This window comes from Alcaligenes sp. SORT26 (assembly GCF_017377875.1).
GTDB lineage: Bacteria > Pseudomonadota > Gammaproteobacteria > Burkholderiales > Burkholderiaceae_B > Alcaligenes > Alcaligenes parafaecalis.
In genome coordinates, this window is record NZ_CP070975.1 from 1,804,421 (window position 1) to 1,823,133 (window position 18,713).

General features: G+C 55.4%; 18 protein-coding genes. 8 read left to right on the top strand and 10 right to left on the bottom strand.

Going from position 1 to position 18,713, the window contains the following annotated elements:
• Nucleotides 1-6: 6 nt before the first annotated feature.
• A complete protein-coding gene (locus tag JYG33_RS08395) occupies nucleotides 7-912 on the top strand; it encodes an alpha/beta hydrolase (RefSeq protein WP_207875496.1) in 906 nt (301 codons plus the stop codon).
• A gap of 43 nt (nucleotides 913-955) precedes the next feature.
• Here the strand turns inward: JYG33_RS08395 and JYG33_RS08400 are convergent, their stop codons facing one another.
• On the bottom strand, nucleotides 956-2,707 hold the full coding sequence (locus JYG33_RS08400) for a DUF4153 domain-containing protein (RefSeq protein ID WP_207875497.1): 1,752 nt from the start codon (nucleotides 2,705-2,707) through the stop codon (nucleotides 956-958).
• Nucleotides 2,708-3,079: 372 nt separating this feature from the next.
• Here JYG33_RS08400 and JYG33_RS08405 point away from each other — a divergent pair, with 372 nt between their 5' ends.
• Entirely contained in the window at nucleotides 3,080-3,754 is a 675-nt protein-coding gene (locus JYG33_RS08405) for a hypothetical protein (RefSeq protein ID WP_207875498.1), read from the top strand.
• Nucleotides 3,747-4,451 carry an RES family NAD+ phosphorylase gene (locus tag JYG33_RS08410; protein ID WP_207875499.1) on the top strand — a complete coding sequence of 235 codons (705 nt, stop codon included), beginning with the start codon at nucleotides 3,747-3,749 and terminating at the stop codon, nucleotides 4,449-4,451. Before JYG33_RS08405 ends, JYG33_RS08410 begins: the two co-directional genes overlap by 8 nt.
• 30 nt (nucleotides 4,452-4,481) lie before the next feature.
• Here JYG33_RS08410 and JYG33_RS08415 read toward each other — a convergent pair whose 3' ends face one another.
• The 8 genes from JYG33_RS08415 to JYG33_RS08450 form a co-directional block, all read right to left on the bottom strand.
• Nucleotides 4,482-5,609, bottom strand: a complete 1,128-nt coding sequence (locus tag JYG33_RS08415; RefSeq protein WP_207875500.1) for an HNH endonuclease — start codon at nucleotides 5,607-5,609, stop codon at nucleotides 4,482-4,484.
• Nucleotides 5,610-5,810: 201 nt separating this feature from the next.
• Nucleotides 5,811-6,965: an iron-containing alcohol dehydrogenase gene (locus JYG33_RS08420; RefSeq protein WP_207875501.1), complete on the bottom strand. Its 1,155-nt coding sequence runs from the start codon at nucleotides 6,963-6,965 to the stop codon at nucleotides 5,811-5,813.
• An 11-nt stretch (nucleotides 6,966-6,976) separates the two neighbouring features.
• A complete protein-coding gene (locus JYG33_RS08425; RefSeq protein WP_083053200.1) occupies nucleotides 6,977-7,639 on the bottom strand; it encodes an ATP-binding cassette domain-containing protein in 663 nt (220 codons plus the stop codon).
• Nucleotides 7,629-8,378: an ABC transporter ATP-binding protein gene (locus JYG33_RS08430; protein WP_207875502.1), complete on the bottom strand. Its 750-nt coding sequence runs from the start codon at nucleotides 8,376-8,378 to the stop codon at nucleotides 7,629-7,631. Before JYG33_RS08430 ends, JYG33_RS08425 begins: the two co-directional genes overlap by 11 nt.
• Entirely contained in the window at nucleotides 8,375-9,361 is a 987-nt protein-coding gene (locus JYG33_RS08435; protein ID WP_207875503.1) for a branched-chain amino acid ABC transporter permease, read from the bottom strand. The genes JYG33_RS08430 and JYG33_RS08435 overlap by 4 nt, the downstream gene beginning before the upstream one ends.
• The gene (locus JYG33_RS08440) at nucleotides 9,358-10,254 is read right to left on the bottom strand and encodes a branched-chain amino acid ABC transporter permease (protein WP_035272061.1); all 897 of its coding nucleotides are present in this window, start codon (nucleotides 10,252-10,254) and stop codon (nucleotides 9,358-9,360) included. Before JYG33_RS08440 ends, JYG33_RS08435 begins: the two co-directional genes overlap by 4 nt.
• 173 nt (nucleotides 10,255-10,427) lie before the next feature.
• Nucleotides 10,428-11,726 carry an ABC transporter substrate-binding protein gene (locus tag JYG33_RS08445; RefSeq protein WP_153230763.1) on the bottom strand — a complete coding sequence of 433 codons (1,299 nt, stop codon included), beginning with the start codon at nucleotides 11,724-11,726 and terminating at the stop codon, nucleotides 10,428-10,430.
• A 101-nt stretch (nucleotides 11,727-11,827) separates the two neighbouring features.
• A complete protein-coding gene (locus tag JYG33_RS08450; RefSeq protein WP_207875504.1) occupies nucleotides 11,828-13,303 on the bottom strand; it encodes an NAD-dependent succinate-semialdehyde dehydrogenase in 1,476 nt (491 codons plus the stop codon).
• A 323-nt stretch (nucleotides 13,304-13,626) separates the two neighbouring features.
• Between JYG33_RS08450 and JYG33_RS08455 the strand changes: the two genes are divergently transcribed.
• Nucleotides 13,627-14,400, top strand: coding sequence for an IclR family transcriptional regulator (locus JYG33_RS08455; RefSeq protein WP_207875505.1), 774 nt, complete (start codon nucleotides 13,627-13,629; stop codon nucleotides 14,398-14,400).
• Nucleotides 14,401-14,503: 103 nt separating this feature from the next.
• On the opposite strand, the gene JYG33_RS08460 is transcribed toward JYG33_RS08455, so the two are convergent.
• On the bottom strand, nucleotides 14,504-15,910 hold the full coding sequence (locus JYG33_RS08460) for an MFS transporter (protein WP_243430311.1): 1,407 nt from the start codon (nucleotides 15,908-15,910) through the stop codon (nucleotides 14,504-14,506).
• 67 nt (nucleotides 15,911-15,977) lie between these two features.
• On the opposite strand from JYG33_RS08460, the gene JYG33_RS08465 reads away from it, so the two are divergent.
• The 4 genes from JYG33_RS08465 (at nucleotide 15,978) to JYG33_RS08480 (ending at nucleotide 18,671) form a co-directional block, all read left to right on the top strand.
• Nucleotides 15,978-16,409 carry a helix-turn-helix domain-containing protein gene (locus tag JYG33_RS08465; protein ID WP_207875506.1) on the top strand — a complete coding sequence of 144 codons (432 nt, stop codon included), beginning with the start codon at nucleotides 15,978-15,980 and terminating at the stop codon, nucleotides 16,407-16,409.
• 104 nt (nucleotides 16,410-16,513) lie between these two features.
• Nucleotides 16,514-17,902, top strand: a complete 1,389-nt coding sequence (gene dbpA / locus JYG33_RS08470; protein WP_207875792.1) for an ATP-dependent RNA helicase DbpA — start codon at nucleotides 16,514-16,516, stop codon at nucleotides 17,900-17,902.
• A 105-nt stretch (nucleotides 17,903-18,007) separates the two neighbouring features.
• The gene (locus JYG33_RS08475) at nucleotides 18,008-18,199 is read left to right on the top strand and encodes a hypothetical protein (RefSeq protein WP_207875507.1); all 192 of its coding nucleotides are present in this window, start codon (nucleotides 18,008-18,010) and stop codon (nucleotides 18,197-18,199) included.
• Between the two features lie 25 nt (nucleotides 18,200-18,224).
• On the top strand, nucleotides 18,225-18,671 hold the full coding sequence (locus JYG33_RS08480; protein ID WP_207875508.1) for an OsmC family protein: 447 nt from the start codon (nucleotides 18,225-18,227) through the stop codon (nucleotides 18,669-18,671).
• Nucleotides 18,672-18,713 lie beyond the last annotated feature (42 nt).

Consider the following 18,713-nt stretch of genomic DNA (forward strand, 5'->3'; position numbering starts at 1 on the left):
ACCTTGATGAAAACTTCCCTGCCCCGCTTTCTGCTCAGTGCTGCCACGCTCTGCCTGGCTTTCACACTTCCCGCTCAAGCTCAACAAAGCCAACGCCCCTGGAACGAAACAGCGGGCCCGACCATCGTGGACCAGCAACAAAGCCTTTACCGCTTTGAAACCTTGATCATGGCCTCGGAAGACGGCAAGCGTCATTACAAAGTACAGATAGGTACGCCGAACCGGCCTGCGCCCGCACGCGGCCATCCGGTGATTTACATGGTGGATGGCAATGCCGCCATGGCCAGTATTAACGTGGACGACCTGAAAGCCATCAGTACCCTGTCTGCCCCGGTATTGGTGGCGATTGGCTACGACACGGAAGCCCGTCACGATGTGATTGCCCGCTCCTTCGACTACACGCCTCCCGTTACGGAAAACGGCGTCAGCAAGCCTGTAGAAGTACGGGGTCGTCTAGGAGGTGGTGCAGATATTTTTCTGGACTATATAGAAACGCACATCAAGCCCGCCGTGGAAGAACGTGAGCCTATTGATCGCTCCCGCCAAACGCTGTGGGGTCACTCGTACGGCGGTCTGTTCACCTTGCATACTCTCCTCACCCACCCGGACCTGTACCAGCGCTACGTCGCGGGCGATCCTTCCTTGTGGTGGCACGACGGCATTCTGGTCAAGACAGCTCAGGCTTTTGATACGACACGGGCAAAAGACAAGCAAATCGCCATCATGGTGGGTGGACAACGTCGCAATACGTCCATGAGCAATGCAGCGGCTCAATGGTCCACGCAGGATTTGGCCAAGCATTTGCAGGATGCGGGGCTGAATGTCAGCTACGAAAACTTTAGCGAACTAAACCATGGCCAGATGCTGGCCGCGTCCTTGAAACCGGCGTTACGCATCGCTGCCCAGCCGTGATGCCCGTAAGGCATCACCACTGAACAGAATCAGCGCTCTTTTCTCAAGGGCGCTGTCCCACCCCCACAAAGCCGCCATCGGGCAACTTCAACACATTGAAAGGTGCGGGTTCAATCACCGCCCCCTTGGCGTAAATGCCATCAATAACGGCGCCCATATTGTCCAGAGACAAACCGGGCGTAAAAGCAGTCGCTTTCTCCCACTCACCCTCAGCCGTCTGCACAAACACAGAGCCAATATTCATGGGGTTATTAACCGACAGAACAATCGCTTCCTCTCCTGCTTCGCCTGGCAACAAATCCGCAAAAACCAGCAAGCAACCAGCGTGCTCAGCGGGTGTCCGGGTCTCGCAAGCCTTGGCCAAATAGGCGATATCCCAGTCTGGATAGGTTTCGATAAAAGACTGACGCAAAGGATGATCTGCCGGAGAACTGGGTAAAGAGCTCATCAACATCTGCCGCGCCTTGTCCTCACCGATGTTCCAGACCTCCAGCTCCTGGCCAGGGTCAACAGCCTCCTCCGTTTCCTGAGACTTGTCGACCAACATGTCCCGCTCCACCAGATGGCGCACCGCCTCCTGCCCTGGCTTGCCCCAGTACATTCTCATCTCTGTGTCCGGAAAATCATCCGGCGCGAGAGTACCGGCTTCCAGCCGTGCCACCTGGGAGTCTACGGACACCGCCTCGGGAGACCAGATCCGGGTCAACCAGACGACCGCCAGAACAATCAACACCAAGGCCATGCCAATATTGGAACGGCGTACTCTTGCCATCCAGTTCCTGGCGTGGCAGGCCGCCCAGAAGTAGCTCAAACCATAGCCAGCCGCCACCAAAGCAGCTGTCATTGCCAAGACACGAATCGGGGTCCAGCCATATTGATCAACCCGTGCCCAGATTGCCCACACAGCGACGGCCGCCAACACAGGCATCACAAAACCCAGCAAGCGGGCCGAAGCACGCAGCAATGGCGTTGGACTGGCATTCACATCGTCATCCGCCACCACCGAAGACACCAGAGTCGACGCGCCCAATACAGCCGCCACACACAATGCCGACAGTGGCAAACCTTCACCGGTACGCCAGGGCAAAGCCACAATGAACACCACCATCACCACCAGCAAGAAGGGGGTCAGCAAACGCAGCAACTTCAGCAACAATATTGGTGACAAATAGCCACCCTCCGAGTCCGAGGCAACCGCCAGACCTGCCCCCACCAAAGCACCAGACACCACCGCCGCAACGGTAGGCTCCAGCAGCACATCCTCCAAAAGCGTAATACCGACAAAACTGAGCAGAAGATGGCAAGCCATCAACACGCCCCAGGCCAGGCCGCAGAAGAACAGCGCCACCGCCCAGGAGCACACCATGGACCAGCTCACATCAAATAGACGTTGATAGTTATTCCAGTCCTGACGCCGCTCCACGACAAGCGCTAAAAACGGCAAGGTAATGGTCGACAACAAGCCTATGGCCACCCACATCTGCGGTGCGCGCCAAAAGAGCTCAACCTCCGCATACCCACCTTGCCCTTCCAGAATCAGCACAGCGCTAACGACGCCCAGTCCCAGAGACGCCAGCAAGGCTTTGAGCGCAGACACATGCATCAGCAAGGAAAAGGACGCCACCCCAAAAATTCCCACTGCCAACAGCAAGGACACCCAAATATGCTCGCGGGACGCAGGCGTCATCATCAAATTGCTGAAGGCCGCCCATTCAAGCAGGCCCAGCAAGGCCCCGGCCAGACACAAGGTCAGCGTCCGCCGGTTTTGTAAGGAAGAAAATGAGATCGCAATCATGGTGAGAAAAAGGCAGTCGATTCAACAAGGACAGCATAGGGAGGAACACCATTGCTGACGGCGTCAGGACATAGGGTGATAACCCATGTGATGCCCTGCGGAACCCGGCTAGTTTAGTACGGTGGAGCGCCTCCCTCAGTACTGGGTAGGACTGCTCTTGTAAGCAGAAGTTAGGCTCACAGAAAGGCCATACTCAGACTTAAAAGTCGGCGATCAAACTCTGATTTGGTGTAGTCACAGAAAAAGCTAGTGCCATCACCGCGCTTAACAGCCGACTTTGCGCATGAGAGCTAACCGCTAGCAGGTCTAGATCTGGGTTATAAGGGTTATGATATTATTAATAATTCAAAATAACCCTTAAGGAGTATATCCATGAGCGTCCTGGTAAGTAGTCCCAGTGTCTCGACCTTGGTGGGTACGCCCAAAGAGGTTAAGGCAAGTTTAGGACGGTCTAAGGCCGAACAAGTTTTGGTGCTGGCGTTTGATCACATCAAACCTGCCGCTTTCAAGGCCTTGGCAGAGAACTTCACCAATGTGGCCTCGTCCATGTTCGAGGTTTTACAGGAGCGTCAGGACAAGGAGTCGCTGGAGCGTCTGGCTGAAGTTCTTGTGCCACGTACACCACCCTCTCCTCGCTTGCTAAAAGAAGCCGCTATGCTGGTTCAAGCCCGCACGGCTGTGCTGGAAAGTGGGGATTGGCTTAGTGCTGCTGATGTCGCGCAATTGGCGGGCTTAAGTACCCGCAACCCTAGCGCCCAGCCTAATAAATGGAAGAAGCAGGGGCAGATTTTTGCCATTAATCATGGTGGTGCGGATTACTTTCCCGGCTATGGTCTGGACCCGGCTACCAGCTTCCGTCCAGCCAAGCCTTTGGCTCAGGTTCTGGAGATTCTGGCCGGGCATAAAGATAGCTGGGGCATGGCCTACTGGTTCATGTCCAACAATAGCTTTCTGGGTGGAAAACGCCCTCAAGACTTGTTGATCTCAGCCCCGGAGAAAGTCATTGCCGCGGCTCAAGACGAAGTCCAAGCCGTGGCTCATGGCTAATCCAGCCTCGTCAATAGTGATGGGCGGTAAGCCTGCTCCGGAGCAAGGGACGTTCGGCATTCCCGTACCAGGTAGTGAGCTACGGCTGACGTTGATGGAGTGGCCCAAAGGGCAGTTGCTGCATCGTGTCCATCAAGATAAATACTCGGCTGCCCAGTTCAATCCCGGTACGCAAGGCAATGCGCGCTTCAGTCCGATTCAGGACAACAAAGGCAAAGCCATCCCCACCTTGTACGGTGGCACCAGCCGTGACTGCGCCATGATGGAAACCATCTTTCATGACGTCCCGCATGCCGCAGGCTTTAAAAGCTATGACAAGAAGAAGCTGCTAGCCCAGGTGCACTCCATGGTGCAAATCAATGTCCCCTTGATTTTGGTCGATCTGGCCAGCGTCTCCTTGCGGAAGTTGGGTGTGACACGCAAACAGCTAATCGATACAGAAAAAGATCAGTACCCCGCCACGCGCTTATGGGCGGCTGCTATTTATCAACAATGCCCCCAAGCCCAAGGCTTATGTTGGGTGTCTCGGCAAGATGATTCCGCGCGGGCTGTGATGCTGTTTGGAGACCGTATTACCAAAAGCGGATTAAAGCCCCAAGGCCCATCACACAAGTTGAGCGAAGATCCAGCTACCTATGATGCCGTGCTGGATCTAGCTGAACGGATTGGGGTCTTGATTGTTGCAGACAATATGTAAGCCCGGCTCCAACAGTCGATGGGCTGGCCGCTAACTCGCCTTAGCAAATTGACTGCGATGCCAGTCTAAAGATTGCGCACTCGCTTGATCAAAGTCATTTTTCGTTTGGCGCAACGGCTTCCCCTGTAAAGCCTCGTATTCAGTACCCTGCAACTCTACGGATATCTGTACCGTCATACTCTGGGAATCAATCACGATCAAACCAAGATCAAATAGCGTATGGATATCGGCACGTAATAAAAGGCCGTTAGACACCACGTTCGTGTGCTCCCCTTCATAGGGATAAATATGGGCCGCTTCTAATACGGCGGATAAGGTACACCCCGTAATAGCACAGCCCCCCTCATACGCACTCATCAATGCTCGACGAAAAGCGGGCTGCCCCCGTCGACGAACGATCTCAGTTACTACTTTTTTTCTGGCATCACTACTATCTGTAGGATCGAAATAGGAAGTCTTTGTCACCTCTGACTCGGCTTCCCTCAAGGCTTCGTCAACCAAACTACTTACCTTACGGACTGACACACCAAGCCGACTGCCTGAAGCTGGGTCCCGATAAATTTCCCAGACCCCATGTTTTTCAGGCTCATACAGCTCAAATCGCCCTCCCCCTAGCATAAACAGGCAATCACAAGCGTAACCCTCGTCTGTTCTACGAGGGTTCTTGTTCCGTTCATAGCCTGTCCGCGCTTTAGAGTTAACGGACATCATGTACAAATCTGATAGATTCTTTGTGTTGTAGTCGCTATCGTGCTCAATAATCCAGCTTCCCACTTCTTTCCGGCTAGCGCTTCCACCTAGCTCTACTACGGCTTGCAAAGCTTTTTGCCAGTATGGACTTTCTTTAGCGCCAACCACTGATTGAGCCTTAGTAGGAGGCTCTCCTGTTATCAGGGTGATCAGTCTGGAACGCACTCCAGACCCTACATTTCCCAAAGGGAGCAGTCCTGCAACCCACGGTAAGCCTAATTCTCGGCGCACAGCCGAAATATTGGTCATACGGTACTCATAGGCTTTCGCAGTACGGCCAAACCTCCGCGCCAACTCTTTATAAATCTCCGTCTTAACGTAGCGAATACCGTCACGATCGTTATCTAGCATTTTTTGATAGCTGTGTACCGAAGCTGCTAGCTCTTCATCACTCCAAACTGTAGACACTCCTCCTACCCCCCTTTTTTTTACACTCACGCATCATGTGTTCGCTGCTGCAGATACAGCATCAAGCAAAGTCTCAGACTTCAATAATGCAAAATGTAACATTCGAGGCATATAAGCTAAAGACCTAAAATTGGGCGAAAAAAAACCTGAGCCGGCACAGCACCAGACTCAGGCAAAAGGTTTCCGCTGTTTAGCGGTCTATCAGAACGCGGCGCTGTAAATAGCGAAGGCGTCGTCTTCGGTCACGTCGCGGGGGTTGTTGCCCAGCAGACGGGTTTGTTTCATCGCTTCCTGGGCCATACGGCGCAGGTCGCTTTCTTTGATGCCGACTTCGCGCAGTTGACGCTCGATGCCGGTATCAATGGCGATCTGTTCCATGAAATTGATGAAGGCTTCGGTCTTGGAGGCCTCATCACCCTGGATGCCGGGGATCAGCACTTCAGCCAGTTCGGCGTACAGCGGTGCTGCGGCCGGAGCGTTAAAGCGCAGAACGTGTGGCAGAACCAGCGAGTTCGACAAACCATGTGGCACGTGGAAAATACCGCCGATCGGGTAAGCCAGGGCGTGTACGGCCCCCACTGGGGCGTTCGCAAATGCCTGACCAGCCAAGGTCGCACCCAGCAGGATGTCCTGACGTGCTGCAGCATCCTTGCCGTTACGACAAACATGCACCAGCTTGCCGCCAATCAGACGCAAGGCTTGTTTGGCCAGATTGTCCGAAAGCGGGTTTTTCAGGACACGGCTGGTGTAGGCCTCGATGGCGTGCACCATGGCGTCGATACCGGTCGCCGCCGTAATACGGGGAGGCAGGCCCAATGTCAGTTCCGAGTCCAGAATGGCCAGATCTGCGTACAGCTCGGGAGCCACCACGCCAGATTTGGTGGTTTCGCCGGTGGTCACGATGGAAATAGGCGTCACTTCCGAGCCTGTTCCCGCCGTGGTCGGGATCTGCACCAAGGGCAGGCGCGAGCCGCGCACATTATCAATGCCGTACATCTCTTGCAGGGGCTGGTCGGACGCCAGCAGGACGGCCAGCAGTTTGGCCACGTCCATGGATGAACCGCCACCCAGGCCGACGACGATTTCCGTCTTGGCCTGGCGAGCGCGCTCGGTTGCCTGCAAAACAATGTGCTCTGGAGGATCGGCAATAACATCGTCAATCACTTGCACGCTCCAGCCGTTGGCTTTCAGATCAGCCAGGGCAGGATCCAGCAAGCCGCTTTCGTGCAGGAATCGGTCGGTCACCAGACAAACGCGCTCTTGCGAGAAACGCTTGCGCAGGATCTGACCGAGCCGGGCAGCGGCTCCGCTTTCAACATAAATAGCGGGGGTGGTTCTGAACTCGAATGCCGACATGGGCTTTCTCCTTATGGTATGGCGGGCTGCGGTACTTCGATACGGCCGCGGTCCATCCGGTAGGTGTAATCGATCACATTGCCCGCGTGCTGCAAGTCAGCACCGGACAACAAAGCACTAAAGCCCTCTTTGCTCAGCTCGCCCACCACTTCTGCAATACGCTTGGACAGCGCAGGAGCGACACCTTCAAAAGGCTCGTCCAGCAAAAGCAGCTTGTCAGCAGTCATCAGGGCACGGCCAATCGCGACCAGCTTTTGTTGACCACCCGACAATTGCAGGGCGCGGCGTGGGCCGAAGACTTTCAATTCAGGGATGATGCGCCAGACACGGTCCAGACGCTCTTCAATATCCTGGGATTTCAGGGCCCAGGCGGGCAGGCGGATATTCTCTTCCACGCTCAGCTCGGGGATCAGTTTGCGATCCTCGGGGGCAAAACCCATGCCCAGGCTGGTGCGACGGTAGGCGGGCATCTTGGCCAGTTCCTGACCATCAAACATGACCGAGCCATTGTCCACCGCCAGCAAGCCCATCACCGTGCGCATCAGCGTGGTTTTACCCGCACCGTTACGACCGGCCAGGCCCACGATCTGGCCCTGGCGCACCTGCAGGTTTACCTGGCGCAGAATGCTGGTTGGGCCAATACGTACATCCAGATTTTTGACATCAAGCAGCATTATCGGCCTCCTGTTTATTGCGTCCCACCGGCTCGCCGATGATGTATTCACGAACCTGTTCATGGGCCAGCACTTCATCAGGAGTGCCGTTGGCCAGAATAGTGCCGTCGTAGAAAGCCAGCACGCGGTCACTGTAGCGGCGCACGATTTCCATATCGTGTTCCACAAACAGAACCGTCACGCCCGCATCGCGGACCACTTTCATGACACGGTCCATCACTTCAAATTTCTCGTCACTGGCCACGCCACTGGTGGGCTCGTCCAGCAAGAGGACTTTAGGCTGGGCTACCATGGCCAGCGCGATGTCCAGCAGCTTGCGAATCCCTTCGGGCAAAGTGCCTGCCTGGGACTGGGCGAAGGCGCTCAGGCCGAAACGCTCCAAGATCGCACTGGCTTCGGACAAGGGTTGCTTGGCCACGCCCAAGGCGATTTCCACGTTTTCCAATGCGTTCAGAGAAGTGAACAACTGAGGAATCTGGAAAGAGCGGGCAATCCCCAAACGGGTTACTTCCCGTGGTGGCAAACCCGTGATTTCACGACCGGCAAAAAAGATATTGCCGGAGTCCGGCTTCATATAGCCGGTCAACATGTTCACGAAGGTGGTTTTACCTGCGCCATTGGTACCGATCAGGCCCGTAATGGTTTGCGCATGGATATCAACGGTCATATCGCGTGCAGCGTGGACAGCGCCAAACTGCTTGCACAAACCTTTAGCGGAAATCAAGGGTGACTGACTCATGAGCGGGCCCCTGTCGGTGAAGAAGAATCGGTGGTGTTAGCCGCCTTGTTGCGGCGGTTCAAGATGCTGATCAGGCCACCTGGCAAGAACACAATCAGGGCCAACATGCTGACACCCATCACGATCTGCCAAGTGTTAGGCGCATATTGGTAAGCCAGTGTGCGAATCAGTTCCAGGCTCAAGGCACCCAGGAAAGGCGCGTAAGCATTACGAGTACCGCCCAGCACAGCAATAAAGATGAACTCGCCCGAGGTGGTCCAGAACGCCAGTTCAGGGTCCACGTGACCGATGCTCAGCGAGGACAGGGCACCGCCCAGACCGGCCAAAGCGGCAGCCAGCACGTAGCTCAGGTGAATATTGCGATAGGCCGAAGCACCCAGGTACTCAACACGGATTTCATTGTCTTTGATTGCTGGTCCCAGACGACCGGCACGGCTGCGCAGAAAGCCTTGCATGGCCCACAGCACAAAACCCACCAGCACGACGGTCAGGACAAACACGCCAGGACGCGACAGGGTTTCTGCAAAAGCACCCCACATGAAGGAAGGCGCATGCACGTTAAAGCCGTCACTGCCACCCAGGCTAGGGTTACGCACCAGCAGGCCGTACATGATCATGGACAAAGCCAGGCTCAGCATGGCAAAGAAAATGTCACGGTAGCGAGCCAGCAAAAAGCCCAGCACCCAGGCCAGCAAGGCAGCGCAAGCAGCGGCGAAGGGCAGCAGGACCAGAGCTTCGCGCCAGTCCAGGTAGTTCATGGCCATACCGACACCATAGGCGCCGATGCAGTAGTACAGACCTTGACCGAAAGAGGCCAGGCCCGAGCGCAGCAAGAGCACCACGCCCAGGGCAACCAGGCCCTTGGCCAGCGCCACAGTAATCAGGAACTGCCAGGACGGCAAGCCAAAGCCCACGATCAGGGCGGCCACCGTAATGACCAGGGCAATCATGCCCTGCTTAAGCGTAATGTTGGTCTTGTTCATATCTTTCGGGCCTCGGCGGCAGCAAACAATCCTTTAGGACGGACGGCCAACACCAGTGCCATTACCGCGTAGATGGAGAAAAGTTCGATTTCGGGCCAGTAATGCACAGCAAAGGAGCGCACCAGGCCAACAATCACGGCCCCAAGAGCGGCACCGGGCAAGGAACCCAGACCACCGATCACGACCACGGCGAAGGCCATCACAATGACCTCAACACCCATGCCGGGAGCGACAGAAATAGTAGGAGCCGTCAGCGCACCACCCAGGGCGGCCAGCGTGGCACCTGCAATAAAGGTCAGCAGGAAGTAGCGTTGCACGTTAATGCCCATGGCCTGGCTGACTTCGCGGTCATGAATCACGGCCAGCAAGATGCGGCCTTGACGCGAATACTTCAGGAACAGGGTCAGGAACAGGCCAGCCAGAATGGCAGCCACAACAATCACAAAGCTGTAGGTGGGGTAGAACAGGTCACCGAATTCGACGTTACCCAACAAACCATAAGGCTCGGCGATCACGTAAGGATCAACGCCCCAGACCAGCTTGACGGTATCTTCCAGAATCAGGAAGACCGCATAGGTAATCAGCAAAGAGACAACAGGTTCTTCCTGGTAGAAGAAGCGCAGCAAGCCGTATTCAATGACAAGACCCAGGACCAGACCGGCAATAACCGCGGCCAGGATCAGCATCAGATAGCTGCCGTAAGGGCTTTGATCGGTAGAGAGCCACTGCGTCACCATGGTGACGGCGGTATAGGCGCCAATGGTATAGAGGCTGCCGTGGGCCATGTTCAGGATCTTCATCACACCATAGATCAGCGTGAGTCCGACCGCGACCAGAAACAGCCAGGCGGCGTACATGATGCCATCTATTAGGGCAGCAGAAAGAAGAGACATAGTCGGTTTCTGTGGAAATGGAATAAAAAATGCCACCACGCCTTCGGTTCGCTTCCCCTTATGGGAGAAGCTTGTACCTTGGAGTGGCCTAGCGGTAAAAACCGGACATGCAAAACAAGATCTTGCATGCCCGGATTTTCAGGGCAGCGTCCTTTTCAGGACGCCTGCTCGGATCAGTACTTCAGACCGCCCTTGATCCAGTCGATGGACTTCACGCCTTCGGGTGGAGTCACTTCTTCAGGTTTGAAGTGACGCAGGTCGGTAAAGCTGATCACGCCCTTATCGTTTTTCACCACGCCCAAGGTCGTGCCTTGAACAGCCTGGTGGCCTTGCCCCAGGGACATGGTGACGTCGCCCGATGGGCTCTCGAAAGTCAGGTGTTCAAAGGCACTGACCACTTGTTCGGTGGAAGGAGCTTTGCCTTCGTTGGCAGCCTGGGCTTTTTCGTAAGCTGCTTTCAGACCCAGCAGGGTTTGCGTCATCTTGTAGGATGGGTAGCTAGGATCCGCATTGAATTGCTCGCGGTAGCTGGCACGCAACCAACGGTTCAATTCATTGTCAGGAGCGAAAGCAGCGTGTGGGCCACGAGCACCGATGATGGTGCCGGTAGGGATCTGATTGTTGGCACGGTGAGTCGCCGTTTCACCAGCGGTCAGCACAGTCAGAGTGTTGCGGAACAGACCACGTGGCAGAGCCTGCACCACGAAGCCTTCCAGATCGCCACCCCAGAAGCTGGAGTGAATCACTTCAGGACGAGCCGCCATCAGGGACGAGATTTCAGCATTGTACTGACCGGCGCCCAGTTTAGGCATTTGCGAAGTCTTGGCTTCTACACCGGGTTTGAGGGCTTGCAGTGTGCCTTCAAAATCGTGCCAGGCGTCTTGGCCCCAGGCGTAATTCTGGTTGATACCGGCGTAGCTCTTGAGCTCAGGATTGCGCTCCAGCACAAAGCGGGCAGCCGCCACGTTGTCCATGGTGGCGTGGGCCACAGGACGGAACACGTATTTGTAGCTGGCATCTTCAAACAGGCGTGGTGTGCCGCAATCGAAAATCAGCGTCAGTTTTTTCAGCTCTTCAGCAACGGGGGCCACGGCCAGACAATCACCCGAGGAGATGTAGCCAACCACGATGTCCACGTTCTGTTGCTGAACCAGGTTGCGGTATTCGCTAACCTGTTTGGCCGTGCCGCCGTTCTCGTCGATAAAGACCAGTTCAATCGGTGCACCACCCAGACCCTTGGTGTTGTAAGGGGCGGGTACTTTACCGTCGTTCAGTTGAGCAGCAGTCAGTTCAGCGGCGTTCTTGGCAGGCACGCCAAAAGGACCGGAGGCAGCGCCGGACAAGAAAGTAACCACACCAATCTTGATGGGTTTGACATCATCAGCGTTGGCCGTCGTGCTGGCCATGATGCCAGCGGTGGCCAGTGTCAGGGCCAAAGTCAATTTTCGTGGGGTTGCAGACAGGATAGACATAGCGTCTCCGTATTTAGCTTATTGTGGGTTTCTGCTGATGGGGCGCTCTCTATATATAAGAGCGGCCCCCTTCGCTGCGCTAGGCGCGGGTATGTATCAACTTACAGCTGCTGACACATGTATTTGATTTCCAGGTACTCATCGATACCGTAGCGAGAGCCTTCGCGACCCAGACCGGATTGCTTGACGCCCCCAAACGGAGCCACTTCGTTGGAAATCAAACCGGTATTGACGCCGACCATGCCGTATTCCAGCGATTCGCCCATGCGCCAGGCACGTGCGTTGTCGCGGGTGAACAGATAGGCAGCAAGACCATATTCGGTGTCATTGGCCATCGCGATCGCTTCGGCTTCGTCTTTGAAGCGGAACAAAGGCGCCACAGGGCCAAACAATTCTTCGCGAGCCACGCGCATGGCAGGCGTTGCATCACCCAGCACGGTGGGCGAGAAGTACGTACCGCCCAAAGGATGAGGAGCGCCACCTTGCAGAACGCTGGCGCCGTGCTCGACGGCATCATCAATCAATTCACGCAGACGGTTGACGGCTTTTTGCTCGATCAGCGGACCTTGCTCCACGCCCTCTTCCATACCGTTGCCCACTTTCAGAGCAGCAACGCGCTCGCTCAAGGCCTTGGCAAAGCGATCGTAAATACCGTCTTGCACCAGGAAGCGGTTGGCACACACGCAAGTCTGGCCGCTGTTGCGGTACTTGGAAGCCATGGCGCCTTCAATGGCAGCGTCCAGGTCAGCATCATCAAACACGATGAACGGAGCATTGCCACCCAGTTCCAAAGACAGACGCTTGATGGTGGGAGCACATTGCGCCATCAACAAACGGCCCACTTCTGTAGAACCGGTGAAGGACAGCTTGCGCACGATAGGGCTGGCGGTCAGGACCGCACCCACCACGCGGGACTGGCCGGTGACCAACTGGAACACGCCAGCAGGAATACCCACGCGCTCGGCCAGTACGGCCAGCGCCACGGCGGTCAGGGGAGTCAGGTCGGCAGGGCGAACAATAATGCTGCAACCAGCAGCCAGGGCTGGTGCCACCTTGCGGGTAATCATGGCCGCAGGGAAGTTCCAGGGAGTGATGGCCGCGCACACGCCTACAGGCTGCTTGACCACCACAATGCGCTTGTCCGACTGAGGGTGACCCATCACGTCGCCATACACACGCTTGGCTTCTTCGCTGAACCACTCCACAAAGGAGGCGGCGTACAGCACTTCACCACGAGCCTCGGCCCAGGGCTTGCCCTGTTCCATAGTCATGATGGTGGCCAGGTCATCCGCATTGGCAACCATGGCATCGAACCAGGCGCGCAACAGCTTGGCGCGTTCGTGCCCGCTGCGTGCTTTCCATTCGCGCTGGGCCACTTCAGCATCGCTGATGACCGATTCGATTTCTGCTGTGGCCAGGCTGGCGACATTGGCCAGGCACTCGCCCGTAGCAGGATTAAGAACGGCGAAGGTGTTGCCATCGCCTGCCGAGACCCAACCCTGAGCGGTCCAGGACTGATCTTTAGCCAGGCTGGGATCCTTCAGTTTGCTAATCAATGATGCCGCGATATTGTTCATTATGCTGAACCTGTTTCTCTTATAGTGAACTTGATAGAATTATAGGAGCCGAAAAATCGTGACGTCAACGAATCGGCTTACGGGTTTACCCGTAGAACATCAGTCACCGTATTTTTTATTCCGGGGGGTTTAAGGGCACAATGTAGCGCTGGCATCAATGCGGCAAATCTGGCCTAATTCAGGACCTGCACGCTTGGTCTGCGGTCTGATTGTCCGTGGGATGCCGCTTGCTGTGCTGACAGACCCTTACCCCTGTTTCCCGAGTTCAGCCCGCCCAGGCGGGCTTAGTGGACTTCCTGTGTGTTGTTATGGAGTTAGTCGTAGTGGAAGAGAAGAAACTGGTTCCGGCTGTAGTACGTGCAGTCACCGTGCTGGACGAATTGGCGGCCTCGCCGGAGCCCCTGTCATTTACGGACCTGGTCAAACGCCTGGGTATGCCCAAAAGCTCTTTGTATGGTCTGTGCACCACCTTGCTGGATCTGCACCTGATTCGTAAGTTGGAAAATGGCAGTTTCACCCTGGGCACACACGTGATGGGCTGGGCCAATGCCTTCCTGTCCCAACTGGACCTGACGCAAGAGTTTTTTGCGGCGTGGGACGATATGCGCGTCTTGCCTGAAGAGACCATTACCCTGTCCATTCTGGATGGTGAGGATGTGGTCTATATCGCCTGCCGAAACGGCACCCGGCCACTGGGTTTTACCTTCCGCGCCGGAATGCGTTTGCCCGCGGTTTATACCGCTACCGGCAAAGCCATGCTGAGCACGCTGCAAGGGCAAGATCTGGAACAAGCCTTGAATCATCCCTGGCCAGAACCGCTGACCGTTCATGGCCCACGCAATAAAGATGATCTGATGGTGGAACTGAACGACGTACAGCGCCTGGGTTACTCCGTAGACGCCTGTGGCGTGCGTGATGGCATGCACTGTTTTGGAGCAGCGGTTTTTGATTCCAATAACCGGGCAGCGGTAGCCGGTGTGGCCGTCAGCTTGTTGACTCAGGAAGCCGATGAAGCCGCACAGCGCCGTGCCGGTGAAGCCATGCGCAAGCTGGCCAACCGTTTGTCAGAGCGCTTAGGCGCATCGCGTAAAGCCTGATGCAGAGCGTCGGACAACGGCGCTTTCAGATATTGGGGCAGCCAAGGCTGCCCGGCAATGCCGTTAGGCCTGAATAACAGCATCACTTGATGTCTTTTGCCTGTTAACAAGACGCCGAGGCGCGCTGCGATGACCTGCCCCACCAGGCCAGCACAATCGCCAATACACAGAGTCCTGCGGTAATCAGGAAAGTGATGGAAAAGGCGCTACTAATCGCCTGTGCAGAGCTCTCCGCCACCACCTGACCGCCCAATAAAGACGCAAATACCAGGGGAAGTAAAGAAGCCCCGGCCATAAAGCCCAAATTGCGCGACAAGCCCAGCAGACCCGACAGCAGGCCTTTATGTTCTTCCACGGCCTGAGCCATGACAGCCGTGTTATTGGCGGCCATAAATAACTGGAACCCGGGCGTGATCAGAACCAGCGCGATGATATAGCCTGCCACCCCAAAAAAGTGAGGGAAAATGGCAAAGCAACACAGCCCCATACCCGACAGCAGCAAACCCAGCATCAGGGTTCGATGTACACCAAAGCGATCCGTAATACGGCCTGCAGGAACCCCGGACAAGGCAGCCGCCAATGGCCCCATTGCCATCACCACGCCGGTTTCAGCCTCTTTTAAACCCAGCCCAAAAAATAGAAAAAACGGCCCGACCACCAGGGTAGACATCATGATGGCACCCACCAGCAGATTCATGCTGAGCGAGCTCACCAACGCGCGTTCCCCCAGCAAAGTGACAGGCACCAAAGGGCGAGTCGCCTGTCGTTCGGTTCGGATAAACAGCCACAGCGACACGACACCCGGAATCAGCCAGATCCAGGGCTGGATGACCAGCCCCACCTTGCCGCCAGTGGCCAGTAAAGAGAAACATAGCAAGGTGATGAACAACCAGACACTGCCTGCCCAATCCGTGCTTTGAGCAGAGCCACCAGTTGCTTTCTCATGGGGAACACCGCGTAAGGCCAATACCCATAATCCTGACCCTGCCAGCCCCAGCAAGACAAAGGCGGCACGCCAACCCAGAGCGCCGATTAACACGCCTCCCAAGGACGGCCCCAGAGCTGTGCCTATCGCTGACATGGTTCCCATCAAGCCCATCACTGTTCCCAGCCGCGCTTTGGGTACCAAACCTTTAGCCATCGACAGGGGCAACGCCATCAAGATAGCCGCTGCCAATCCTTGCAACGCACGAGCGGCAATCAGCCACCCCAGGCTTGGAGCCCCTGCACACAGTGCCGAGGCCAAGGTGAACAGCGCCAAACCCGTTAACAAGACACGCCTATGCCCATATAAGTCTCCCAGACGACCCACAAGCACAATCGTGACCGTCACCGCCAGCAGATACGCCAGCACGACCCACTGAACCTGCTGGACGCCTGCCGAAAATACTCGGCTCAGGGTGGGCAAGGCCACCGTGACAATGCTGGTCCCCAAAGAGGCCAGCAAAATAGAACCAGCCAAAGCAAACAGCAAACCTGTACTGCCCGTCGATATCATTTGTTTTTTCATGTCCAACTTCTTGTTGTCAGAGGAGTGTTCACCTACTATGCAACTTAAAGCCAACTTGAGGTCAAGCATGAAACTCATTGATATTGGGGCCCTATCCAAAACCAGTGGGGTCAGCACCTCCACGCTGCGCTACTACGAGGAAATGGGCTTGATCCAGTCACCGGCCCGCAACGGCCTGCGACGCCAATATAGCGAAGACACCCTGGTACAGTTGGCGGTGATCTCCTTAGGCAAAGCAGCGGGGTTCTCACTGGAAGAAATCGGCAAAATGTTCGATAAAGACACACCTTCCGATCTCCCCCGCCCCACTTTGCAACAACGCGCAAATGACATTGATCGCCAAATTCGTCGAATGAAAACCCTAAGCCATATGCTGCGTCATGTTGCCCAATGCCAGGCCCCCTCGCACATGGAGTGCGAGCGTTTTCGCAAGCTGCTGCGTGTGGCTTGCCCAGCAATCCCGGCTGCCCCCAACATGGCCCCAGACACCGAGCAATAGACCCATACAGCACTAAAAACCACAGCACTGCCCCTGCCCAGTCCAGCGCCCAGCTACAATAGCTATTCTCTTTATTTCAGGCAGTTTTTGTGAGCTCCCCCATCGTGCCCTCTACTTCTTTCAGTACCCTCCCCCTGCTTCCTGCCTTGCTCGAAACCCTGGATAGCTTGGGCTTTGAAAAGATGACGGCCATTCAGGAGCAAAGCCTGCCGCTGATTCTGCAAGGCCGCGACCTGATCGCCCAAGCCAAGACCGGCAGCGGCAAAACCGCCGCATTTGGCCTGGGTCTGTTGCAAACCCTGAACCCCAGCAAGCTGACACCACAAGCCCTGGTGATCTGTCCCACGCGCGAGCTGGCCGACCAGGTCACCACCGAGCTGCGCCGTCTGGCGCGCCAGATTCCTAACGTGCGCATGCTGACTCTGTGTGGTGGCGTGCCCTCACGTCCGCAAACCGAAGCCTTGCGCAACGGTACTCACGTCGTGGTGGGAACGCCTGGCCGAATTCAGGATCATCTGGAACGCGGCAATCTGGACCTGTCCGCCCTGAAGACCCTAGTGCTGGACGAAGCCGACCGCATGGTGGATATGGGCTTTCATGACGATATTGTGGCCATTGCCTCGCACTGCCCGCCCCGTCGTCAGACCCTGCTGTTTTCGGCCACCTACCCGGACAATATCCGCAAGCTCAGCGCCCGCTTTCTGAAAAACCCCGCAGAAGTCAAAGTGGAAGCGCTGCACGATGCCAGCCAGATCGAACAGATTTTTTACGAAGTTCACCCCGAGCACCGCTTGTCTGCCGTGGTGACACTGCTGGAACATTTCCGCCCCGCCTCTACCCTGATTTTCTGCAACACCAAAATGCGTTGTCAGGAAGTGGTGGAAGAGCTGCAATCCGAAGGCATCCAGGCCCTGGCCTTGACCGGCGATCTGGAACAGCGTGATCGCGACGAAATTCTGGTGCAGTTTTCCAATCAAAGCTGCGCCGTACTGGTGGCGACCGATGTGGCCTCTCGCGGTCTGGATATCCAGAACCTGGGTGCGGTCATTAACGTGGATGTCACCAAGGACAGCGAAGTGCATATCCACCGCGTAGGCCGTGTTGGCCGTGGTGATCAGAAAGGCCTGGCCTTGAACCTGGTCTCGCGCAACGAACTGCGTTGGGTCAAGCTGATTGAAGACTTCCAGGGCCGTGAAGTGAAATGGGGCAATTTGAAAGGCTTGCGCTCCCAATCCAAAGAGCCGCTGCGCGCGCCCATGATGACGCTGGAAATTCAGGGTGGGAAAAAAGACAAGCTGCGTCCCGGCGATTTGCTGGGTGCCTTGACGCGTGATGTAGGTCTGAAAGGGGATCAGGTCGGCAAGATTGCGATTACCGACGCCCGCTCCTACGTGGCTCTGGATCGTGGGATTGCCCGTCAATTCTTTGACCGCATTGCAGAGACCAATATCAAAGGCCGCCGCTTCCGCATGCGCTTTGTGGAAGATAAGTAAAAAGGGCTGTCCCAGAGGCAAAACCAAGAACCGGCAACGTCGATAAAAAAGCCTCGTGCTCATAATAACTAGTGCCGTTGCCGAGTCAAAAAACTGCTGTCACCCATGCCAGAAGATGAAGGCTATCCGCTTGCCAAGCCAGATTTTAAAATAAAACTCGCGGCACAAAGAAAAATATATAAACTACAGACCAAGGCAATAGGTACTGCGAACTCGCGTCTGTTTTCACCAAAGACATCAGAAACACACAAAAGCCAGGAAAAACAGACAATCGCCTTGAGATCATTAGCCAATTAACAAGTCGCAAACAAAAGGAAAAGCCATGAGCAACCACATTTTTTCCGCTACTGCTACGTTAATCGACCAACTAAAGATTGAATGCACAGCAAGGGATTCCTCGTTTTTCCTGACTGAACCGGGCAAGCAAAGCGATGCAAATAGTGGCATGACTCCCTTGGAGGCGCTGCTTTCAGCCATTGGTGCCTGCAAATGCATTGCTGCAAAAGCTTTTGCAAAGAGTCAAAAAATTGACTTAATCGACATCAAAGTCAAGATGGACGGTGAAATAGATACCGATGGATTCTATGGAATCAACAAAGAAGCAAAAATGGGATTTCATAAAATCACATCCCAATACTATATTCAGGCCAACAACAGTGATGAAGAAATAAAAGAGTTTGTCAGTTTCATTGAAAGAACCTGCCCAGTTCTGGACACAATAATAAATGCACCTGAACTCTCAAACGAGATCAACATTATCAAAAAATAAGATAAAGTCCGTCTTCTTATAGAAAATGTCGTAGCCTGTGTG

What these genes read in the sequence shown, in the direction of transcription:
- JYG33_RS08460 (WP_243430311.1), bottom strand. Translation starts at nt 15,910, where the DNA reads ATGAAAAAACAAATGATATCGACGGGCAGTACAGGTTTGCTGTTTGCT.
- JYG33_RS08420 (WP_207875501.1), bottom strand. Translation starts at nt 6,965, where the DNA reads ATGTCGGCATTCGAGTTCAGAACCACCCCCGCTATTTATGTTGAAAGC.
- JYG33_RS08450 (WP_207875504.1), bottom strand. Translation starts at nt 13,303, where the DNA reads ATGAACAATATCGCGGCATCATTGATTAGCAAACTGAAGGATCCCAGC.
- JYG33_RS08465 (WP_207875506.1), top strand. Translation starts at nt 15,978, where the DNA reads ATGAAACTCATTGATATTGGGGCCCTATCCAAAACCAGTGGGGTCAGC.
- JYG33_RS08425 (WP_083053200.1), bottom strand. Translation starts at nt 7,639, where the DNA reads ATGCTGCTTGATGTCAAAAATCTGGATGTACGTATTGGCCCAACCAGC.
- JYG33_RS08480 (WP_207875508.1), top strand. Translation starts at nt 18,225, where the DNA reads ATGAGCAACCACATTTTTTCCGCTACTGCTACGTTAATCGACCAACTA.
- JYG33_RS08410 (WP_207875499.1), top strand. Translation starts at nt 3,747, where the DNA reads ATGGCTAATCCAGCCTCGTCAATAGTGATGGGCGGTAAGCCTGCTCCG.
- JYG33_RS08435 (WP_207875503.1), bottom strand. Translation starts at nt 9,361, where the DNA reads ATGAACAAGACCAACATTACGCTTAAGCAGGGCATGATTGCCCTGGTC.
- JYG33_RS08445 (WP_153230763.1), bottom strand. Translation starts at nt 11,726, where the DNA reads ATGTCTATCCTGTCTGCAACCCCACGAAAATTGACTTTGGCCCTGACA.
- JYG33_RS08400 (WP_207875497.1), bottom strand. Translation starts at nt 2,707, where the DNA reads ATGATTGCGATCTCATTTTCTTCCTTACAAAACCGGCGGACGCTGACC.
- JYG33_RS08475 (WP_207875507.1), top strand. Translation starts at nt 18,008, where the DNA reads ATGCCAGAAGATGAAGGCTATCCGCTTGCCAAGCCAGATTTTAAAATA.
- JYG33_RS08395 (WP_207875496.1), top strand. Translation starts at nt 7, where the DNA reads ATGAAAACTTCCCTGCCCCGCTTTCTGCTCAGTGCTGCCACGCTCTGC.
- JYG33_RS08440 (WP_035272061.1), bottom strand. Translation starts at nt 10,254, where the DNA reads ATGTCTCTTCTTTCTGCTGCCCTAATAGATGGCATCATGTACGCCGCC.
- JYG33_RS08430 (WP_207875502.1), bottom strand. Translation starts at nt 8,378, where the DNA reads ATGAGTCAGTCACCCTTGATTTCCGCTAAAGGTTTGTGCAAGCAGTTT.
- JYG33_RS08405 (WP_207875498.1), top strand. Translation starts at nt 3,080, where the DNA reads ATGAGCGTCCTGGTAAGTAGTCCCAGTGTCTCGACCTTGGTGGGTACG.